Here is a 19110-nt window from a genome sequence, read left to right on the forward strand (position 1 = left end):
CACTACGCTCAACTGACCACTACCGGATGACTTGGAAACCAAACAACCGAGTCTCCATCAAACCCAGGGCGGTTCACAAAGCCAAACTCGGTTTGGCGGACTTCGTCCGGCAAATTGGAGTTGCTGCGCAACTCCCGCCAGCGTGTGAGCTCCGCCTCGACAGGCCAGAACTCAGGACACCCGGGCTAACGCTCGAAGTCCGCCAGTTTCTCGGCCAGTGCCTGGAGCGCCCGCGCACGGTGGCTGATCCCGTGCTTCTCTCCGCCCATCTCGGAGAAGGTCCGGCCGGACACCGCGAACACCGGGTCGTATCCGAAGCCGCCGGTCCCCCGCCGCTCCTGCGTGATGACCCCTTCGACAGAGCCTTCAGCAGTGATCACGCGTGACCCACACACCAGCGCGACCGCCGTCCGGAATCGGGCCGCCCGATCCGTCACTCCGTCGAGCTCACGAAGGAGCCGATCGACGTTGTCTGCGTAGGTCGCGGCGGGGCCGGCGAAACGAGCCGTCTGCACACCGGGTGCGCCGTCGAGTGCGTCGACCTCGAGACCCGTATCATCAGCCAGGGCCGGGAGTCCCGTCGCTTCCGCCACGGCCGTTGCTTTCAGCAGTGCGTTCCCGACCAGGGTCGGTTCCGTTTCCTCGACATCCGGCCAGTCCAAGCCGCGTACGATCTCACCGACGAGATCCAGCCCGGACAGGACCGCTTCCACCTCGGCGATCTTGTCGGGGTTCTTCGAAGCGACCACAAGTCGCTGAATCCTCATTCGGCGACGATCTCACGCTGTAAGGCGACAAGTTCACGAATGCCCGTCTCTGCGGTGTCCAGGATCTGTTCCAGTTCGAGCCGGGTATACGGCTGGCCCTCGGCCGTGCCCTGCACCTCGACGAGGAGCCCTCTGCCGGTCATCACCACGTTGAAATCCACCTCCGCCGCCACGTCGTCGACGTACTCGAGATCGAGCAACACCCTTCCCTCAACGATCCCCACGGAGATCGCCGCCACCTGATCGATGATCGGTACCTCTCCGATGAGACCTTTCTCTTTCGACCAGGTCAATGCATCATGGAGTGCCACCCATGCACCTGTGACGGCTGCCGTCCTCGTACCGCCGTCGGCCTGCAGCACATCGCAATCGACCCGAACCGTCACCTGTTCCATGCCCTCGAGACGGACAACCGAACGCAGTGAACGACCGATCAATCGGGAGATCTCCTTAGACCTTCCCCCTGTGTAGGCGTCCCGGCGGATCCGTTGCGGAGATGACCCCGGCAGCATGCCGTATTCCGCAGTCACCCAGCCTTTCCCCGCGTCTCGCATCCAGCGGGGAACGTCCTCTTCGACGGCGGCGGTGCACAAGACCCTGGTCTCGCCCATTTCCATGAGAACGGAACCCGGTGTCATTCCGGTATAACCCCGGGTCATGCGCACGGGTCTCAGTTCATTCGCAGGTCGGTCACGGTGGCCCATTTGGAATTGCCTCTCGACTGGGACGATGCACGCATTCTTGCAGTGCTACACCTTGACGCTGATGCCGGGAACCGCCAGCGCCACCGGGCGGCCAAATGTCCCCTCGGCTTCGGCGACACTGCGGGCGGGATCGAGCGTCGGCCAGATATGGGTCAGCATCAACGCCCCTGCACCTGCAGCCCTGGCAACCTCGCCGGCTTCTCCGGCAGTGAGATGGTGGGGCCACGGCTTGTCGACTCCAGCTCCCTGATAGGTCGCCTCGCACAACAGCAGGTTGGTCCCTGCGGCCAGCCCGGCCAATCCCCCGCCCACCCCCGTGTCGGCGCTGAAGGTGAGGCTGCGACCATCGGCCTCGATGCGAACGCACAGTGTGGGCACCGGATGTTCGGCTATCGCAAACCTCAAGGTCAGAGGCCCCAGCCGGGTAGAACCACCGGCCCCCATGATCCGGAAATCGAGAACATCTGAAATGGGGTGGCTGCCCTTGATCCGCGGTTCGCCTCCCTCGAGGAACCCCACCAGTCGATCCTCGAGTCCCTCCGGAACGTAGGTCGGGAAGATCAACCCGGGTCGGCGGCCGAAGCGCATGGCGTAGTAGAAACCGAAGATATCGAGGCAGTGGTCTCCGTGCACATGGGTCAGCACGATTCCATCGAGATCACCCGGATCGAGCTGATCCTGAAGCGCGGCGAACGTACCTGGACCGGCATCCATCCAGATACGGGTCCCCTCGTGCTCCACAAGATATCCGGAGGGAGGACGGCCCGGAGTACCGTATGTTCCGTTGGACCCGAGAACCGTGAGCTGCACCGGTAGGAGTGTAGGGAGCGGCAGAGGTTCTGGGTTGTGGGTCTTACGGGCGATCCAGACAAAGCGACTCTTCAGCCACAACTCCATCGCGAATCCGGTACGCCTTGACCTCCGGGTCGGCGGACTCGACCATTCCAACAATCACATACAACCAGTCGGGCTCGAGAGCCTGGCGGCGATCAGTACTCGATGGAAACGCGGCGCTGCGGGGGTGAGAGTGAAACGCGCCGACCAGCTCCCATCCGTTGCGCTCAGCATGCTGCAAAGACCGGAAGTGTTCAGTCGGGTCAACCGTGTACGTCACCGGAGAACGGTCTCCATTCGTCAGGCAGTAACACATACGCAGGGCGCCGGTCTCGTCGGCCGCCAGCAGCCCGCAAGCCTCATTGGGAAATTCGAATCGGGCGTGAGCGATCATCGCCGCATAAATCAGTGTGGGAACGCGCATCGAATCACACGACATCCGGGTCGGTCGTTGCGAAGGTTCATGCGACCAGCGGGACTACCCACAACCATACGACGAGATAGTGAGCAACGGACCCGGCGACGACCAGCACATGGAATAACTCGTGATGCGAAAACACCCTGGGAAAGAGCTTCGGTCGGCTTGTCGCGAAGATCACCATCCCGACGGTGTACGACAAGCCTCCAAGAAAGAGGAAAACGATTGCTTCCACCGGGAGACGTCGGGCGATCTCAGTAATCGGGACTACCGCGATCCACCCCATGGTCGTCTGCAATGTGACCGAAAACCATGTGTGTACTTTGGGGAACAACAGCTTCTGACCGATTCCGACGATTGCGATCCCCCACACGACCGCCAGGGTGGCCGAACGCCACCGGCCGTCCAGCACGTTGTATGCGATGGGCGTGTACGAACCCGCGATCAACAGGAATATCATCGAATGATCGAGACGCTGCATCCGCTTCTTCCATGTGCTGTTCCAAGGAACGGAGTGGTACAGGCTGCTCGTGGTGTAGAGCAGGATGAGGCTGACGCCGAAGAACACCATCGACCACATGCTCGGTCGGTTGTCCATCGTTCGAACGATCAGGTTGACGAGGCCGGCCACCGACAGAACCGCGGCAGTCCCATGCAGCATGCCCCGGACGGGGTTCTGCATTCGTCCGAGCGTTGCGCGTTCCACCGGGTTAACGGTACGCGATCCGTGGACGTACCGGAGCGGTGCGTTCGCCGGCGATTGGCGCGATCTGCAACATTCCATGCATGGCTGCCCCTTTACACCACGCAGAGTGGTCGTTATTGTGCTGAGGGGAGGCAACATGCACATCAAACGGGCCGGGTTCACGATCGTCATCGCCCTCTCCATGGTCATCGCCACCATGGTTCCCGCTCAGGCACTTGGTCGGCGCGCCCTCTGGGTGTGGGATGGGCCGGTTGATGGGGTCATCACCTTCGCGGTGGATCACGGCATCACCGATCTCTACCTCCATTCCCCACCCGGATTCTCCGGTAGCCCGCTCTACGCCCCATTCATCGAGAGCGCCCATGCAGTGGGCATCCAGGTCTTCGCAATGGCAGGTGATCCCTTGTGGGCGTCAGACCGCGCACCCTGGAGCGAATGGGTAGACGAGGTCGTCGGTTTCAACGCATTCGACGGTCTGGTGTTCGACGTAGAGCCCTACCTGAACTCCGACTGGAACACGAAGCGCCGGAACCGGCTGATCCAGTCGTATCTGGCGGGGCTCGACGAAGCTGCGCGCCACGCAGGACCCCTTCAAGTCCACACGGCAGTTCCGTTCTGGTGGGACGATCCGGCCTACCGCGTGAAGCGAACTGCCCTCGTCGAGCTCGTTCTGGAACGCTCGGATGGCATCGTGGTCATGGCCTACCGGGATTCTGCGGCCGGACCCGACGGCATACTCTCCCTCTCGCAGAACGAAGCCGACCTGGCCGCTTCGATGGACAAGCTGTTCGCTATCGGTGTCGAGACTGCACCGGTCGGTTTGGACAAGGTGTCGTTCGCCGAAGAGGGTACCGCGGAGATGGAGATTGAACTGGCGGAAGTTGAAGCGGCGTATTCGGCCGTCCCACAATATTCCGGAATCGCGATCCATCACTACGCCTCGTACGCATCCATGAAGAACTGATCGCCGGACCGCCCGACGCTGCCGCGCTCAGAGCCGGCGGAGAAAGGACAGAACGTCCTCCCGATCGGCCGTGATTGGCATCGGGGGCAGCGACCCGAGCACCACCCGTCCGTATCGCATCTTCGCCAGCCGCGCATCGAGGATGGCCACCACTCCCCGATCGTAGGTTGTCCTGATCAACCGGCCGACTCCCTGGGCGAGCAACATCGTCGCCCGCGGGAGGTCGACGGATTGGAAAGCCGATCGACCCTGCGCCTCGGCGAGTTCCCGTCGCGCCACCCACAAGGGATCATCGGGCCGCGGGAACGGCAGACGGTCGATGACGACCAGTTCCAGTGCCCGGCCCGGGATGTCGAGTCCCTCCCAGAACCCCATCGTGGCGACGAGGACGGACGTCTCGTCCTGCTCGAATCGCTCAACGAGACGGCGCTTGGGAAGGTCCCCCTGAGCAAGCACCTCGAGGTCGGTACCCGCCCGCAACCGCTCAGCCGCCAGCTCGAGCATGCGGTAGCTGGTCGTCAGGACCAGGGCTCTCCCACCGGCCGCTTCCACGAGTGCAACGATCTCCTCGGCGGCGGCGTCTCGCCAGCCGGGTTGCCTGGGATCGGGCAAACCTGCGGCAACGTAGATGCGCCCCTGCGTCTCGTAGTCGAAAGGGCTCCCCACCGACAGCATGCGGGCGCCGAGCGGAACATCGTCGGGATCCGCCGCGAAACCCAAGCGGAGGGCGAACGGAAGGAGAGACCCTCCCACCGACAGCGTTGCACTGGTGAGGACGGCCGGGCGCTCGGAGAGAAGCCGTTCCGCCATCAGAGGCCCGACATCGATCGGAGCGACCTTGAAGCGTTTTCTCCGGCCGTCCGTTTCGACCCAGGACACGTGGGAATCGGGTGGGTCGAGGCCCATGGCGAGATCCCCGGCCAGGTGACCGCCCAATCTCATCGCCCTGGCACGTGCACCACGCAGACCGGAAGTGGCGGGCTCGGCAGCCCGAATCCGACCGTTGATGCGAGCGACGACTGCCGCCGTCGAAGTGAACTCACCGCCGACGTTCGAGTTCCGGGGATCCGGCATGTGTCCCGCCGCCGCACCATCTAATTCGGTCTCCAACGCCCTGGCACGATCCCGCAATGGGTCGAGCAACCGGCGGGCATCTTCCGGCGGCATGACCCGTCTCGCAAAAGACGACACCGAACGATGGAATTGCCAGATCCGCCCCGGGGTCAGTTCGATACCAAGCGCAGAAGCCATCGTGTCCTCGAGCCGATGCGCCTCGTCGAAGATCACAACATCGTGCTCCGGCAAGACACCGCCATCGAGCGCCATGTCCGCCCCGTAGAGGTGGTGATTGACGACGACGACGTCGGCAGTGGCTGCGCGATCGAACGCAGCCATCGCAAAGCAGTCAACCCCCTGCGGGCAGTCGTCCCTACCAGGACACTCCATCCCCGAGACAGAGACTTCCGACCAGATTTCATCCGGGACGGCCACGGGAAGATCATCACGATCACCGGTTTCATGCACCCCGGCCCATTCGACAAGGGTGGCAATCAAGTCGGGCTCACGAGCTACGTCCGCAAAGAGATCGCCCTGTTCGAATCCCTCACCCAACTCCTCGAGCTTGGACAAGCACAGGTAGTTCTGGCGACCTTTGATCACCGCCCACGAGAACCGCACGCCGAGCGGTTCGAGCGATTCAGCCAGAAACGGCAGATCACGACCTGCGAGCTGATCTTGAAGGCTCTTCGTGGCGGTAGAAACCACAACCTTCTTCCCGGAGGCGACGGCCGGAATGAGATAGCCGAAAGACTTTCCCGTTCCGGGACCCGCCTCACACAACACGTGGGCGCCCGTTTCCAACGCCTCGGCGATGGCGCGCACCATCTCCACCTGACCTGCCCGGCGCGCTCCGCCCACCTTGACATCGACCACCGCATCGAGGAGCGCCTCGACACGGTCGGCAGGATCACTCGGGAGGGCCGGCATGGTCGGGATGGTAGGCCCGTTGATCGACCCAACAGAGCGCGCCGGGTATCGTTCGCCGCTCACGAACAGGACTCGAACCTATGAACATCGGCATACTCACCGCAGGTGGCGACTCGCCCGGCCTCAATGCCGCCATTCGCGGAATCGGCAAAGCCGCCATCCGTTCGCACGGCATGTCGGTGATCGGTTTTCGGGATGGATTCCGGGGCTTGATGCAAAACCGCCATCTGCGCCTCGACTCGGACGCCATGTCCGGCATCTTGATCGCGGGCGGGACGATTCTCGGGACCAGCCGGGATAAGCCCTCTCGTATGAATGTAGGCGGTGTCGAGATGGACATGACCGGGATCATGATCGAGACCTACGAAGCACACCATCTCGACGCCGTCGTCTGCCTCGGCGGCGGCGGCACTCAGAAAAACGCCCTCCATCTCGCTGAGGCCGGGATGAATGTCGTCACCCTCCCCAAGACGATCGACAACGATGTGGCGGGGACGGACATCACCTTCGGCTTCGCCACCGCCATGGACATTGCCACCGAGGCAATCGATCGCCTCCATTCAACCGCCCACTCCCATCACCGGATCATCGTTGTAGAGGTGATGGGCCACAACGCGGGGTGGCTTGCACTTGGATCCGGCCTGGCGGGCGGCGCCGACGTGATCCTCATCCCCGAACTCCCTTTTCACATCGACGCAGTTGCCGAATCGATCCTCGCCAGGCAGGCGGCGGGCAGCCCGTTCAGCATCGTCACCGTCTCCGAAGGAGCAATGTCGGTCGAGCACGCCGAAGAGAGAAACCGACTGAAAGAAGTCAAGAGAACTTCAGAGTCGGAAGAAGACCGAGTCGCAGCCGAACTGCGCCTCACCGAACTCAAGGCGGAGCGGGCAGACGCCACCCATCTTTTGTCACGCCAGCTCGAAGAGCGCACCCGTCTCGAGTCGAGGGTGACGATCCTCGGTCATGTCCAGCGAGGCGGCATCCCATCACCGCTCGACCGGCTCCTCGCCACCCGGCTCGGCACAGCAACCGCAGACTTCATTGCCGAAGGGCGGCACGGAATCATGGTGGCATCGCGAGGCGAAGAAGCCGTGCCGGTCCCGCTCGAGGAGGTAGCCGGACAACGCCGGACGGTTCCACTGGACCATCCGTGGGTCAAGACGGCGCGCACCCTCGGGGTCTCCCTGGGGGACTAGACGGACCGCCGGTTCTGATGAGGGTTTCCGAGTCGTGGCGTTCCGGCCGACCCGCCTCAGCCTCCTGGATACACCTGCACCCGGAGTCGAGCGAGGTCGTCATCCGAGACGCTCGTTCGTTTCGGAGGCCGGACCGGACCCTGCGAACGGTTGTCCCAGCCATCCCTGGCATCTGCCGCGGCGAGGCGGGCTATGTCTAGAGCGATACGGGCATGGGCAAGTTCTACGACGGATCCGGGGTCGCGGGGAGCATCTTGATAGACGGCCCACCGGCCGACGAGGTTTGAGAAGGCATTGACGAATCTGAGGCGTTCCATGCCTGCAGCGTATCCGGCCGGCGATGACCTGACTCGTCCACTCAGCCCAAAGCTGTGGGCCTTCCGGCACTAGCCTTGCTCGTTCATGAATGGAAACACGAGCTACCGGCGCGGCGTGCGCGACGTCATGCCGATCCTCCTCGGGGTGATTCCGTTCGGGTTGATTGCCGGCATCTCATCGATAGATGCAGGACTCGATGTCTCGCAGGCGATTGGCCTTTCAGTCGTGGTATTCGCAGGTGCGTCGCAGCTGGCTGCGATTGCCCTCATCGGTGAGAACGCCGCGCTCGCCGTCATCATCCTCACCCCTCTGGTCATCAACGCCCGCTTCCTCATGTACAGCGCCTCGCTGGCTTCTCACTTTTCCGGCCTGCCGGTGTCCAGGCGGATCGTCGCTTCCTATCTTCTCACCGACCAGTCATACGCCTTCTCAATCATCCGGTACCGGGACGAGACCTGGGATCTCCGATCGCGTCTGAGCTACTACCTGGGAATCGCCACGACACTGTGGATTGTCTGGCAACTCTCGACCGCGGCGGGAGCGATTCTGGGAGCCGGTGTGCCCGACCCATGGTCGCTCGACTTCGCGGTTCCGCTCGTGTTCCTCGCCCTCCTGGTACCGGCAATCCGCGATCGCGCTGACGGTATCGCGGCCGCGGTGGCCGGAGCCCTGGTGATCATCGCCGCCGGGTTGCCCTACAACCTCGCCTTGCCCCTGGCGGCGGTAGCAGGCATCGCCGCCGGTGTTGGGCTCGAACGGAAGGCCCGGGCGTGACGCGATACTCCCCCGTGACACTCTGGCTCGTCATCCTGGCAGTCGGCATCGGGACATTTGCCCTCCGGTTCTCGTTCATCGCGCTGTCTGATCGAGCCGATCGACTGCCCGAGTCCGTGCAGCGCGCACTGCGGTTCATTCCACCTGCGGCTTTCGCAGCTATCGCCGCCCCGGCCTTCCTCGTTCAAGCGGGATCTATCGATGTCACGCTGGGGAACCTGAGATTGATTGCCGGCCTGGTCGCCTCGGCCGTCGCATGGAGGACGAAGAGCGTGCTGTGGACCATCTTGTCCGGCATGGTTGTTCTTTGGCTGCTCCAGGCCATCGCCGGCTAGAACTCGTTAGTCGGGTCGCGACCGGGCCGGCTTCCGGCGCGGCTTGGTTGGTGGTCGTGGAGCGGTCCGTCGCGTTGGCCGGGGATGTGGTCTGGCATTGGCCTGACGCTCCCGGGCGATCGCTCGAACGGCGCGCACGTCATAGTGGTACATGACGGTCCTTTCCGCGTGGGTTCGTTGGTGGCACAGAAGATGCCCAAGGGGCAGGCAGGTGCCGGGCACTCCGGATCGGCGGCTCGGTCAGATGGCGAGAAGGTCGCTCGTCGATCCGGCGTACGCCGTGGTGCCGGAGAACATCGAGATTCGGATCATGTCGGCACCTCCTTTCGAGAGCGGTCTCAGACAACCTATCGCATCAGAAGGATCGACGCGGGGGAATATCGAGCCATGAGCTGCCGGCGATGGGCCGCGTGCCGCGAACCGTGAGCAATTGGCAGTAGGAAATAGCGAAATCGGCAATTGGCATTTGGCTCCGAACCGCGCGCAAACGGACGGCTCAATCCCAAAGCCCAGAGGCCCAATGCTTGAGGCTACGATCAGGCCGATGGAGCAATCGCGTCCCCTGTGGCTTCGTTGCATCGACTGGGTGACCACTATTCCGATGGTGGTCGCGTTTGGAACGACCCTGGTCCTCGGTGACATCTGCGCTCGCATCGCCCGTCTCTTCAGCCTCCGGGCCATGGAGATCGCGGTCGGCGCAGCCCAGCGTGTCCTGATTTGGACGTTCCGCATTTCGGGCGTCCGGCTGACAGTGGAACGAGACCCGGCGGTGCTCGCCGGACGCGGCTACATATTCCTCTCGAACCACCAGAGCCTGTTCGACGTCCCGATCTTCGGCGGATTGCTGTTCTCGAACTATCCGAAATATGTGGCGAAGATCGAACTAGCCAAATGGATCCCGCTGATCTCGTTCAATCTAAAACGGGGTGGCAACGTGATCATCGATCGGGGGAACAGGATCGACTCGGTCCGCGCCATCGCCGCCTTCGCCGCCACCTGCCAGCAGCGGGATGTCTCCGCGGTGATCTTCCCCGAGGGAACGCGGTCGCGCGATGGCGCACTCAAGGACTTCCGCAAAGCCGGCACGGCGGTCCTACTCGACGCAGCACCCACCTTGCCGGTGGTGCCGACGACGATCGACGGATCCTGGCGGCTGTTGATCAACAAGATGTTCCCCATCCCATTCGGGACCAAGGTGCGGGTGCGATTCGGCGTCCCGATCGAGAGACGGGCCGACGACGCCGGGACCATGCTCGACGTGGCTCGTTCCGAGATCGCGCGAACACTCGATGAATGGAGAGCGGACCCTCTCCGACCAAACCCCGGTGGAGAAGGCCCCCCATAGTATGGTTGGAAGGTCATGGGAGAGGCGATGGGGTCCAGGGTGGATATCGTTGGAACGCGATTCACAACCATTTTTCTGCTTGCTCTCGTCGTGCTCGGCGTTCAGCATGCGGCCGGAGCCGACGATTGCGAAACGAGCAACACCTTCCTCCTAGCCGACGGTCACATAGCCGCAGCCGCTACGACGGGATCGGCACCCACAGTCATCGAGATGGGCGGCCCATCCGAGTATTGGTACCAGCTGACGGACGACTCCTGGACAGTGACGATGCTGCAACTCGTCTTTGCCGAAACATCGACAGATGGCATCGATATCGGCGGGGGTCGTGTGATCCTCACTCCGCCTCCGACCGGCACCTTTGAGGCGAACGTCGCAGAAGCAATTTTCTGCCTCGCCGGGCCGGGCGAGGCTCCGGAAACCACCGGGTCGATTGAGGTTCTCCCCTTCACCGGCACACAACTGCCCTACGGACCGGCTACGTTGACCGCCCTATGCCTCATCATCGGAGGCGGCGCGATCGGAATCGTCGACAGGAGTAACCGGGCCGGCCATGGCTGATCGATCAGCGGTTAGCATCCCCGCCTCGTCTTGTTCCGAGATGAGCCGCTCAGAACGAATCTCCTCTATCACATGCTCGACCTCGGGTTCGAGCATTGCTGCCACCTCCATGGCTGCCATACCGCCGGCGCCTCTCGGCATCCGTTTTGTCCGATAGAAGATCCACCCCCGATCCTCCATCCATACCGCAACCCGGTGCACTCCATACGCAGCGCAGGCAACTCCGACCACGACCATCGAGATGACCAGCAGGGCTTCCATTGGTTCATGCTCTCACATGAGGAACGCGAAGGGGCCCCGGTATCGCTACCGGGACCCCTTGCACTAGGTCGGCTACTGGTGGAGGTGCGGGGAGTTGAACCCCGGTCCGCTGAATCATCGGCGCCGGCATCTCCGAGCGCAGCCTTCAGCAAGCATTCGGAACAGTGGGACTCTGATGGCTAGTTTCCCTCTGCCCTATCCGGAGTTGGTCTTAGCCCCTCAGTCCCGGAATCCCTCGGGGAGCATCCTGTATTGCGACGCCTGGATCCGGCGGGACAGGAACCCTCCGGGCAGACGAGCTGCGTTTAGTTACGCAGCCAGGGCGAAGTTATCTTCGGCACCTATTGGTGTTTCCCGGCTCTTTAACGAGGACTCCGGGGACCTCGGCTCGCTTCCGGCGCCTCAACATTCAACGTCGAAACCGTTTCACCCCCAATTGGGTTGTCCACCGATAGTGACAACGATAACGGGGCGCACGTATTCCACAAGGTGGAGTTCGAAGTTCCAGGTTTTGGTTCGGCCCGCCTCGAAGACCCGAGGGTGCGAGTGCACCTTGCGTCGTCTTTGCCCACGGGCTTTCCAAAATTGCGGTAGCCCTCGATCTCGGGGGTGTGGCGATCTTCACCGTTGCGGCCACCTCACTGCCTCCCTCGATGGCGCAGAGCACGATCCATTTCTCGCTTCTGCTCTTTCGCCTTGAGCGACTGCCGCTTGTCGTACGCCCGTTTGCCCCGCCCCAGACCCAGTTCGGCTTTCGCCTTTCCCTCCTTGAAGTAGATGCGGAGGGGGATCAAGGTGAGGCCCTTCTCAGCCAGCTTGGCAGACACCCTGTCGATCTCGCGTCGGTGCAACAAGAGCTTCCGGTCTCGTTCGGGTTCATGGCCGCCCAGCCTGGAGAATGCGTAGGGGGCGATATGGCACCCGACCAGCCACAACTCACCTCCCCTGACGGTGACGTAGGAGTCCTTCAGATTCACTTGTCCGTCCCGCAGGCTCTTCACCTCGGAACCGACCAGAACGATCCCTGCCTCAAAGGTTTCGAGGATCTCGTGGTCGTAACGGGCACGACGGTTGGTGGTGACTACCTTCATCAACCGCTGAGGTAGCCCATCGGATTGACCGGGGTCCCGAATTCACGGGTCTCGAAGTGAAGATGGGGACCCGTCGAGTAGCCGGTCGATCCGACGTACCCGATGGTATCGCCCTCGCTCACCGACTGACCGACGCCGACCGCCAGCGAACTCTGGTGGGCATAGAGAGTGGCCAAACCGCCGCCGTGGTCGATGACTACGGCATTGCCGTAGCCTCCGTACCAGCTCGCCAGAATGACAACACCACTACCGGCGGCACCGATCGGGACGCCGCTGCCGACCGAGATGTCGATGCCGGTGTGGAGTTTCCGGACACCCGAGATCGGATGGATCCGGTATCCGAATCCCGAAGAAACCGATCCGCTGACCGGCCAGCGGAGGGCACCAACCTTCTCGCCGCCGGTCGACTGCGCTGCCCGAATCGCAGCTTCCATGGCGGCCTGTTCTCGCTCGAGAGCGGTCAGCTCTCCTTCAACCTCGTTGATGTCCGACTGGATCTCCGCCAGAAGTTCCTTGACCGAATCCAGCTCGACCGCGACCTCGGCTTCTTTCTCTTCCAGAAGCGTGCGGTCGGCCACGAGTGCAACCCGCTCCGTCTCCAACTTCGCCAGGATTTCCTTCGTCCGCTCCTTATTGGCCTCGATCTGCTCCTGCTGTAGTTCCTCTTGATGCTCGAGCACCTCCAGGCGGCGAATCAGGGCCTCCGAATCTTCGATCACCTGACCGGCGTATTCCAGACCGACGGTGACATCGGCCATCTCGTCCACGGCCAGCAAGACCCCACCGACGTTCAGCGATCGGGACATATAGAGGTCCACAGCCCGCTCCTGAACTATCTCTCTCGTCTGGCGAGTCTCGAGCTGAGTTCTGGCGATCTGTGCCTCGAGATTCGACAAGGAAGTCTCGAGATCGGCGAGTTCGGATTCCTGATTGGCGATGTCGAGTTCTTTGGTATCGACCCGTGCCTGAACCTCGGCGATCTGCCCTTGCAGTTCGGAGAGCCTGGCCGCAACCGCAGCCACAGCGGAAGCGCGCTGGTCCTTGATCTCCTTCTGTGCTTTGATCTGGCTATTGAGCTGATTGATCTCCTTCTCGATCTCGCTCAGCTTCTGCTCATTCGACTGCGCGCCGACCGGCACCGCCAGGGCCAGCATCAGGAGCATCGCAATCGGGATCATCAATCGTCGCATCACATCACTCTCTCAGGTACCTGCGAAGGCCGAGCGCCGAGCCCAGGAATCCGGCCAGGGCACCGAACAAGAGGAAGAGAATCGTCCATCGCCAGAAGAAGGAGTCGGCAACCTGGAAGTCAAACAAACCGATGGTGTCGTCGATGCTCTCCAAACGGGTCCGCGCAAAGAACACCATCACGACGGCAAAAAACGCACCACCGAAACCCTGAAGCATGCCCTCGAGGAGGAACGGGACACGTATGAACCAGTTCGAAGCACCGACCAGCTTCATGATGCCGATCTCCTCACGGCGCGCATAGATAGCCATTCTGATCGTGTTTGAGATCAGCACCACCGCCGAAGCCCCCTGGACTATGGCCAGCACGACTCCGATCATGTTGAGAACGTTGCTGAGATCAGCCAGTTGCTCGATGCTCTCTCCGGGTGATGTCACTTCCTTGACCACCGGCTGGTCGATGAGTCGCAGCTGTATCGCCCGGTACTGCTCGATGTCGTTGAGTTTGATGCGAATCGAGGCCGGGAGAATGGCCGGATTGACGTTTTCGAGCATCGCCGGGTTGGAGGCGAACATCTCCTGGAACTCCTGGTATGCCTCCGCCTTGCCGACGAAGGTCGCGGTGTCGACCTCCTCCCAGTCGTTGACCTGGTCGAGCAATCCCATCTGTGCTTCGAAGGTCACACCGTCGCGCACCTCGTCCTTCAACCAGACGATCACATGGACGCCGTCCTGCCATTGCAGGGTGTTCGACTTGACGAGCTCATTCAGCACCAGCGCGCTGAAGGCGAGCGTCAGCGAAACGAACACCGCCAGAATCGCGCCGACCACGACGAGGGCATTGCGACCCATGTTGACGAACGCCTCGCGCAGGAGATAGGTGATCCGGCTCACGATTCGGTCTCCTCAGAGGAATCGGTGTCGGACTCGGCGGCGCTGTGTTGTTCGGCCAGTTGGGTGAGATCGGCGACGACGTCTTCCACCGGCGGCAAGGCCACCTGCACCTCCGCGATGTGCTCATACCGTCCGCTCGACTGATCCCGCACGATTCGGCCGGCTTCCAGCTGAACAACGCGCCGTCTCATCGCGTCGACGATCGCATGATCGTGGGTTGCCATGACGATCGTGGTACCGGTTCGATTGATTCGGTCGAGCAGTCGCATGATCCCGACACTCGTGGCCGGATCGAGGTTTCCGGTCGGCTCATCTGCCAGCATGATTGGTGGTCGGTTCACGAATGCTCTGGCGATGGACACACGTTGCTGCTCGCCGCCCGAGAGCTGTTTCGGTTTGCGCTCAGCCTTGTCGTCGAGCCCGACCAGTTCAAGGACCTGTCCCACCTGGCGCTGGATCACAGAACGGGGACGGCCCAGCACCTCGAGAGCGAAAGCCACGTTCTCTGCCACCGTCTTGTTGGGAAGCAGTTTGAAGTCCTGAAACACGGTGCCGATCGAGCGCCGCAGGAACGGCACTTTCCAGGACGGCATCTTGGTGACATCCTTGCCCGCCACCCAGATGGATCCACGGGTTACATCGTCCTGACGGAGCATCAGTCGAATGAGGGTCGACTTCCCGGAACCCGAAGGGCCGACGAGAAAGACGAACTCGCCTTTCGGTACGTTGAGGGTTGCGTCGCGGACGGCAACGGAGCCACCCTCGTAGACCTTCGTGACGTCTTGAAGTCGGATCATCTGAAAAACTCCGGGGTTGCGCGCCGGGCGCGGAAAATCCCACTAGATACCTGGACCCCTACTCCATCCCGCCAACGGCAGATTACCAAGGGGTCAACTGAAAGCGAATCAATGTAGGTCAAGTTGACGCCTCCTGCCGCGCCCGTCGCCAGTGCAGGTATGCCTCAACCAGGCCACGCAAGTCACCATCGAGAACACCCTGGATATTGCCGATCTCGACATCGGTACGAAGATCCTTGACCATCTGGTACGGCTGCATCACATAGGAACGAAGTTGGCGCCCCCATGCTGCTTCGGTTTGCTCGCCACGGATCTCATCCATCTGGTCCCGCTGCTCCTGGCGGGCGAGGTCTGCCAGGCGCGATTTGAGGAGGGCCATCGCTCTAGCCCGGTTCTGGATCTGGGACCGCTCCGCCTGGCAAGCCGCCACAGTGTTGGTCGGAAGGTGGGTGATGCGCACCGCCGAATCCGTGGTGTTCACATGTTGCCCCCCTGCCCCTTGCGACCGGAACGTGTCGATGCGCAAATCGTCCGGGTTGATCTCGATCTCAATGGTGTCGTCGACCTCAGGGATGACATCGATCGCGGCAAACGAAGTGTGGCGCCTGGAATTAGCGTCGAATGGACTGATTCGCACCAAACGATGAACTCCTCGCTCGCCTTCCATGGTCCCGTAGGCATAGTCGCCGTGGACGGTGAACGTGGCGGACTTGATGCCCGCCTCCTCACCGGGGTTGATCTCGTCCACTTCAACCGCGAACCCCTCATCATCGAGGAAGCGGAGGTACATGCGCAGCAGCATCTCCGCCCAATCCTGAGCGTCGACGCCCCCCGCCCCGGCGTGCACAGAAACGATGGCGCCGGCGTCGTCGTACTCCTCGAAATACAGCGACTCCACTTCAAGTTTGGCCAGCTCCGTATCGACCGCTTCGATTTCCTTAGAAACCTCGGCGATTGCACTGTTGTCCGACTCGTCTTCTGCCATCTCGAGCAGGAGTTCGCCGTCCTCGATCGCGCCGTCCAGGCGCTCGAACTGACCGATCAATCGTTCAAAGCGTGCCAGTCGCCGCGTTGTCTCCCTGGCCGCGTTCGGGTCATCCCAAAGTTCCGGCGACGCGGCGCGTGTTCTCAGGGTGTCGAGTTCCCGTTCTTTTGACTCGAGGTCAAAGGAACCTCCTGGCATCGTCGAGCCGGGAACGCAGATCGTTGAGCGCGGCGCGTGGGTCGGTGATATTCATGAGTGGTCAGATGGTAATCAGTCGCCAGGAGCAGCAGGAACGCGTCCGATCAGTTCCGAGCTAGCTCCCGGTCGCGGCAGCAGCGCCGTGGCACTTCTTGTACTTCTTGCCGGAGCCACACGGGCACGGGTCGTTCCGTCCAATCTTGTCCGAGTAGGCCTGCGCCCCGCTCGCGGACGTCGAAGATCCACCGCCGGAAGTCGCCACCTGGACCTTCGGCTTTTCCTCCTGTTTGGCGATCTGCGCATGGAAGAGGTACCGCACCGAGTCGCGCTTGATGGCGTCGACCATCTCGGAAAACATGTCATATCCCTCGCGCTGATACTCGACCAGCGGATCGCGCTGTCCCATTGCGCGCAGTCCGATTCCGGCCCGCAGATAGTCCATTTCGGCGAGGTGCTCGCGCCACTTGTTGTCGATGATCGACAAGATCACGTTGCGTTCGATCTGCCGAAGTACCTCCTGGCCAAATTCCTCTTCGCGCTGCTCATACACCGCTTGCGCTTCGTTGAGCGTCGCCTCCACGACATCGATCACCGAGATACCTCCCGGCCTGTCCACCTTGTCTCGAGTGAGCTCGGTCGGATACAGAACTGAGAGATCCGAAGCGAGCACGTCCCAGTCCCATTCGGAAGGAGAGCTCTGATCCCTGATGATCGATTGGACCGTCTCCGCCAAGATCTCGTCGATCCACTCCTGAGCCAGCTCCGCGCTGGCGCTGCCTTCGAGGATCCCGGACCGCCATTCGTAGATCACCTGGCGTTGTTTGTTCATCACTTCGTCGTACTTGAGAACGTTCTTTCTGATCTCGAAGTTCTGCGACTCCACCTGTCCCTGCGCTCGTTCAATGGAGCGGCTGACCATCTTGGCCTCGATCGGCATGTCCTCGGGCATCCGCAGCCGTTCCATGATCGAAGAGACGCGTTCACCCTGGAACCGCCGCATGAGCTCGTCCTCGAGCGAGAGATAGAAACGAGACTCGCCCGGGTCTCCTTGCCTGCCCGACCGCCCGCGCAACTGGTTATCGATCCGCCGAGATTCGTGGCGCTCGGTTCCAACGACATAGAGGCCGCCGGCATCGACCACGGTGCGATAGCCGTCCTCCAGGTCCGCCTGAAAACGGGCAAAGGCCTCGTCGTATGCCTCCTTGTATTCGAGCGATCCGGGTAGCAAGCCCCTCCGTTTCATTTCACCTTTGGCCAACCCATCCGCGTTGCCACCGAGGAGGATGTCCACCCCGCGACCTGCCATGTTGGTTGCTACGGTCACCGCACCAACCCGACCGGCCTGCGCAATGATCTCGGCTTCTCGAGCATGGTGTTTGGCGTTCAGCACCTCGTGTTTCACGCCTCGCTTCCGGAGCATCGTCGACAACCGTTCGCTCCGCTCAATGGAAACAGTTCCGACCAGCGTCGGCTGCCCGCGCTCGCTGCGCTCTGTGATGTCATCGATGACGGCGTTGAACTTCGCATCTTCCGTCTTGTAGACCAGATCCGGCTGATCGGTTCGGTCGATCGGTTGGTTTGTCGGTATCTCGACAACCTGGAGTCCGTAGATTTCGGCGAACTCAGCTGCTTCGGTCTTGGCCGTTCCGGTCATCCCGGACAGCTTGTCGTACATCCGGAAGTAATTCTGAAGTGTGATCGTTGCGAGAGTCTGGTTCTCCTCTTTGATCTTCACGCCCTCTTTGGCTTCGATCGCCTGATGAAGCCCTTCGGAGTAGCGGCGGCCGTCAAGTACCCGTCCGGTGAATTCGTCGACGATCTTGACTTCGCCGTTGTCAACGAGGTAGTCAACGTCCGTGCGGTAGAGAACCTTGGCCTTCAGCGCGACGTCGAGATGGTGGACGAGATCGACCGCCGCGAAGTCGTACATGTTCTCAACACCGAGGATCTCCTCAACACGGGAAACGCCCTCTTCGGTGGTTATTACCTGACGCTTTGCCTCATCGATTTCGTAATGCTCATCGACGCGGAGCCTGTCTACGATCCTGGCGAAGTCGCGGTAGTAACGCGCCGTATCGGCCACCCGCCCGGAGATGATCAGGGGGGTCCGCGCTTCGTCAACAAGGATCGAGTCGACCTCGTCCACAATGGCGTAGTGGTGCCCGCGTTTGACCATCTGAGCTACCTGCATCGCCATGTTGTCGCGCAGGTAATCGAAGCCGAATTCGTTATTCGTCCCGTAGGTGATGTCCGCCGCATAGGCCGGCCGGCGCTCAGCGGGAGTCATGGCAGACTGAATGAGGCCAACCTCGAGACCGAGGAACCGGTGCACGCCACCCATCCACTCGGCGTCGCGTGAGGCCAGATAATCGTTCACCGTCACGACGTGAACGCCTTCGCCCCCCAATCCATTCAGGTAGGAAGGGAGTGTGGCAACGAGCGTCTTCCCTTCACCCGTCTTCATCTCGGCAATCATGCCGCGATGAAGGGCACCGCCGCCGATCACCTGGACGTCGAACGGTCGCATGCCCAGCACCCGCCTGGCGGCCTCACGCACAACTGCGAAGGCCTCCACCTCGATATCGTCGAGCGAGGCACCGTTGGCCAGGCGATTGCGAAAGTCGGGCGTCTTAGATTGCAGCTCGGCATCGCCGAGCGCTTCGACCATCGGTTCGAGATCGGTGACGGCCGCCGTCAGGGCTTCGAGTTCGGTGAAGGCCTTGCCTTCGCCGACGCGAAGTATCTTGCTGAGAATGGACATGAGGGCCCAATCTTATCGGCGGCTGGAGGT

General features: G+C 61.9%; 20 protein-coding genes, 1 other RNA gene and 1 pseudogene. 7 read left to right on the forward strand and 15 right to left on the reverse strand.

Annotated elements, in window-relative coordinates; genetic code table 11:
• Window positions 1–185: 185 nt before the first annotated feature.
• From rdgB to P1T08_09020, 5 genes are read right to left on the reverse strand one after another with little or no spacing between them, the layout of a single operon-like run.
• Window positions 186–767 (reverse strand): RdgB/HAM1 family non-canonical purine NTP pyrophosphatase, encoded by a 582-nt coding sequence (rdgB, locus tag P1T08_09000; GenBank protein MDF1596222.1) that lies wholly within the window; start codon window positions 765–767, stop codon window positions 186–188.
• On the reverse strand, window positions 764–1471 hold the full coding sequence (rph, locus tag P1T08_09005; protein ID MDF1596223.1) for a ribonuclease PH: 708 nt from the start codon (window positions 1469–1471) through the stop codon (window positions 764–766). Before rph ends, rdgB begins: the two co-directional genes overlap by 4 nt.
• 45 nt (window positions 1472–1516) lie before the next feature.
• Window positions 1517–2281 carry an MBL fold metallo-hydrolase gene (locus tag P1T08_09010; GenBank protein MDF1596224.1) on the reverse strand — a complete coding sequence of 255 codons (765 nt, stop codon included), beginning with the start codon at window positions 2279–2281 and terminating at the stop codon, window positions 1517–1519.
• A gap of 43 nt (window positions 2282–2324) precedes the next feature.
• Window positions 2325–2729: a M67 family metallopeptidase gene (locus P1T08_09015; protein MDF1596225.1), complete on the reverse strand. Its 405-nt coding sequence runs from the start codon at window positions 2727–2729 to the stop codon at window positions 2325–2327.
• Window positions 2730–2766: 37 nt separating this feature from the next.
• On the reverse strand, window positions 2767–3429 hold the full coding sequence (locus P1T08_09020; protein MDF1596226.1) for a hemolysin III family protein: 663 nt from the start codon (window positions 3427–3429) through the stop codon (window positions 2767–2769).
• 136 nt (window positions 3430–3565) lie between these two features.
• On the opposite strand from P1T08_09020, the gene P1T08_09025 reads away from it, so the two are divergent.
• Window positions 3566–4393 carry a hypothetical protein gene (locus P1T08_09025; protein ID MDF1596227.1) on the forward strand — a complete coding sequence of 276 codons (828 nt, stop codon included), beginning with the start codon at window positions 3566–3568 and terminating at the stop codon, window positions 4391–4393.
• 27 nt (window positions 4394–4420) lie between these two features.
• Here the strand turns inward: P1T08_09025 and P1T08_09030 are convergent, their stop codons facing one another.
• The gene (locus P1T08_09030) at window positions 4421–6379 is read right to left on the reverse strand and encodes an ATP-dependent DNA helicase (GenBank protein MDF1596228.1); all 1959 of its coding nucleotides are present in this window, start codon (window positions 6377–6379) and stop codon (window positions 4421–4423) included.
• An 80-nt stretch (window positions 6380–6459) separates the two neighbouring features.
• Between P1T08_09030 and P1T08_09035 the strand changes: the two genes are divergently transcribed.
• The gene (locus P1T08_09035) at window positions 6460–7575 is read left to right on the forward strand and encodes an ATP-dependent 6-phosphofructokinase (GenBank protein ID MDF1596229.1); all 1116 of its coding nucleotides are present in this window, start codon (window positions 6460–6462) and stop codon (window positions 7573–7575) included.
• A 56-nt stretch (window positions 7576–7631) separates the two neighbouring features.
• Here P1T08_09035 and P1T08_09040 read toward each other — a convergent pair whose 3' ends face one another.
• The gene (locus tag P1T08_09040; protein MDF1596230.1) at window positions 7632–7892 is read right to left on the reverse strand and encodes a hypothetical protein; all 261 of its coding nucleotides are present in this window, start codon (window positions 7890–7892) and stop codon (window positions 7632–7634) included.
• 85 nt (window positions 7893–7977) lie between these two features.
• On the opposite strand from P1T08_09040, the gene P1T08_09045 reads away from it, so the two are divergent.
• The 5 genes from P1T08_09045 (at window position 7978) to P1T08_09065 (ending at window position 10905) form a co-directional block, all read left to right on the forward strand.
• Window positions 7978–8667 (forward strand): AzlC family ABC transporter permease, encoded by a 690-nt coding sequence (locus P1T08_09045; GenBank protein ID MDF1596231.1) that lies wholly within the window; start codon window positions 7978–7980, stop codon window positions 8665–8667.
• Window positions 8664–9002 carry an AzlD domain-containing protein gene (locus tag P1T08_09050; GenBank protein MDF1596232.1) on the forward strand — a complete coding sequence of 113 codons (339 nt, stop codon included), beginning with the start codon at window positions 8664–8666 and terminating at the stop codon, window positions 9000–9002. Before P1T08_09045 ends, P1T08_09050 begins: the two co-directional genes overlap by 4 nt.
• 211 nt (window positions 9003–9213) lie before the next feature.
• Window positions 9214–9393, forward strand: coding sequence for a hypothetical protein (locus tag P1T08_09055; GenBank protein ID MDF1596233.1), 180 nt, complete (start codon window positions 9214–9216; stop codon window positions 9391–9393).
• Between the two features lie 153 nt (window positions 9394–9546).
• A complete protein-coding gene (locus tag P1T08_09060; protein ID MDF1596234.1) occupies window positions 9547–10347 on the forward strand; it encodes a lysophospholipid acyltransferase family protein in 801 nt (266 codons plus the stop codon).
• A gap of 15 nt (window positions 10348–10362) precedes the next feature.
• Window positions 10363–10905 (forward strand): hypothetical protein, encoded by a 543-nt coding sequence (locus tag P1T08_09065; GenBank protein MDF1596235.1) that lies wholly within the window; start codon window positions 10363–10365, stop codon window positions 10903–10905.
• On the opposite strand, the gene P1T08_09070 is transcribed toward P1T08_09065, so the two are convergent.
• From P1T08_09070 to secA, 8 genes and pseudogenes are all read right to left on the reverse strand, one after another.
• Window positions 10837–11166 carry a hypothetical protein gene (locus tag P1T08_09070; GenBank protein ID MDF1596236.1) on the reverse strand — a complete coding sequence of 110 codons (330 nt, stop codon included), beginning with the start codon at window positions 11164–11166 and terminating at the stop codon, window positions 10837–10839. The genes P1T08_09065 and P1T08_09070 overlap by 69 nt on opposite strands.
• Window positions 11167–11242: 76 nt before the next feature.
• Window positions 11243–11600: a transfer-messenger RNA gene (ssrA, locus tag P1T08_09075) on the reverse strand.
• 204 nt (window positions 11601–11804) lie between these two features.
• Entirely contained in the window at window positions 11805–12257 is a 453-nt protein-coding gene (gene smpB / locus P1T08_09080) for an SsrA-binding protein SmpB (GenBank protein MDF1596237.1), read from the reverse strand.
• Window positions 12257–13447 (reverse strand): peptidoglycan DD-metalloendopeptidase family protein, encoded by a 1191-nt coding sequence (locus P1T08_09085; GenBank protein MDF1596238.1) that lies wholly within the window; start codon window positions 13445–13447, stop codon window positions 12257–12259. Before P1T08_09085 ends, smpB begins: the two co-directional genes overlap by 1 nt.
• A 4-nt stretch (window positions 13448–13451) precedes the next feature.
• Window positions 13452–14339 (reverse strand): permease-like cell division protein FtsX, encoded by an 888-nt coding sequence (locus P1T08_09090; GenBank protein ID MDF1596239.1) that lies wholly within the window; start codon window positions 14337–14339, stop codon window positions 13452–13454.
• A gap of 119 nt (window positions 14340–14458) precedes the next feature.
• Window positions 14459–15136: pseudogene (ftsE, locus tag P1T08_09095) on the reverse strand (cell division ATP-binding protein FtsE).
• Window positions 15137–15254: 118 nt separating this feature from the next.
• Window positions 15255–16374, reverse strand: a protein-coding gene (gene prfB / locus P1T08_09100; protein ID MDF1596240.1) for a peptide chain release factor 2 whose coding sequence is annotated in 2 segments (ribosomal slippage) — window positions 15255–16301 and window positions 16303–16374 — 1119 coding nt in all. Because the reading frame shifts where the segments join, the coding sequence is not laid out codon by codon here.
• A gap of 60 nt (window positions 16375–16434) precedes the next feature.
• Window positions 16435–19080, reverse strand: a complete 2646-nt coding sequence (gene secA, locus P1T08_09105) for a preprotein translocase subunit SecA (GenBank protein MDF1596241.1) — start codon at window positions 19078–19080, stop codon at window positions 16435–16437.
• Window positions 19081–19110 lie beyond the last annotated feature (30 nt).

This window comes from Acidimicrobiia bacterium, from assembly GCA_029210695.1.
Taxonomy (GTDB): Bacteria; Actinomycetota; Acidimicrobiia; order Spongiisociales; family JAHEDJ01; genus JAHEDJ01.

Coding starts and splice junctions, on each gene's coding strand:
- rdgB (MDF1596222.1), bottom strand. CDS start 767: ATGAGGATTCAGCGACTTGTGGTCGCTTCGAAGAACCCCGACAAGATC.
- rph (MDF1596223.1), bottom strand. CDS start 1,471: ATGGGCCACCGTGACCGACCTGCGAATGAACTGAGACCCGTGCGCATG.
- P1T08_09015 (MDF1596225.1), bottom strand. CDS start 2,729: ATGCGCGTTCCCACACTGATTTATGCGGCGATGATCGCTCACGCCCGA.
- P1T08_09025 (MDF1596227.1), top strand. CDS start 3,566: ATGCACATCAAACGGGCCGGGTTCACGATCGTCATCGCCCTCTCCATG.
- P1T08_09030 (MDF1596228.1), bottom strand. CDS start 6,379: ATGCCGGCCCTCCCGAGTGATCCTGCCGACCGTGTCGAGGCGCTCCTC.
- P1T08_09035 (MDF1596229.1), top strand. CDS start 6,460: ATGAACATCGGCATACTCACCGCAGGTGGCGACTCGCCCGGCCTCAAT.
- P1T08_09040 (MDF1596230.1), bottom strand. CDS start 7,892: ATGGAACGCCTCAGATTCGTCAATGCCTTCTCAAACCTCGTCGGCCGG.
- P1T08_09045 (MDF1596231.1), top strand. CDS start 7,978: ATGAATGGAAACACGAGCTACCGGCGCGGCGTGCGCGACGTCATGCCG.
- P1T08_09060 (MDF1596234.1), top strand. CDS start 9,547: ATGGAGCAATCGCGTCCCCTGTGGCTTCGTTGCATCGACTGGGTGACC.
- P1T08_09065 (MDF1596235.1), top strand. CDS start 10,363: ATGGGAGAGGCGATGGGGTCCAGGGTGGATATCGTTGGAACGCGATTC.
- P1T08_09070 (MDF1596236.1), bottom strand. CDS start 11,166: ATGGAAGCCCTGCTGGTCATCTCGATGGTCGTGGTCGGAGTTGCCTGC.
- smpB (MDF1596237.1), bottom strand. CDS start 12,257: ATGAAGGTAGTCACCACCAACCGTCGTGCCCGTTACGACCACGAGATC.
- P1T08_09085 (MDF1596238.1), bottom strand. CDS start 13,447: ATGCGACGATTGATGATCCCGATTGCGATGCTCCTGATGCTGGCCCTG.
- secA (MDF1596241.1), bottom strand. CDS start 19,080: ATGTCCATTCTCAGCAAGATACTTCGCGTCGGCGAAGGCAAGGCCTTC.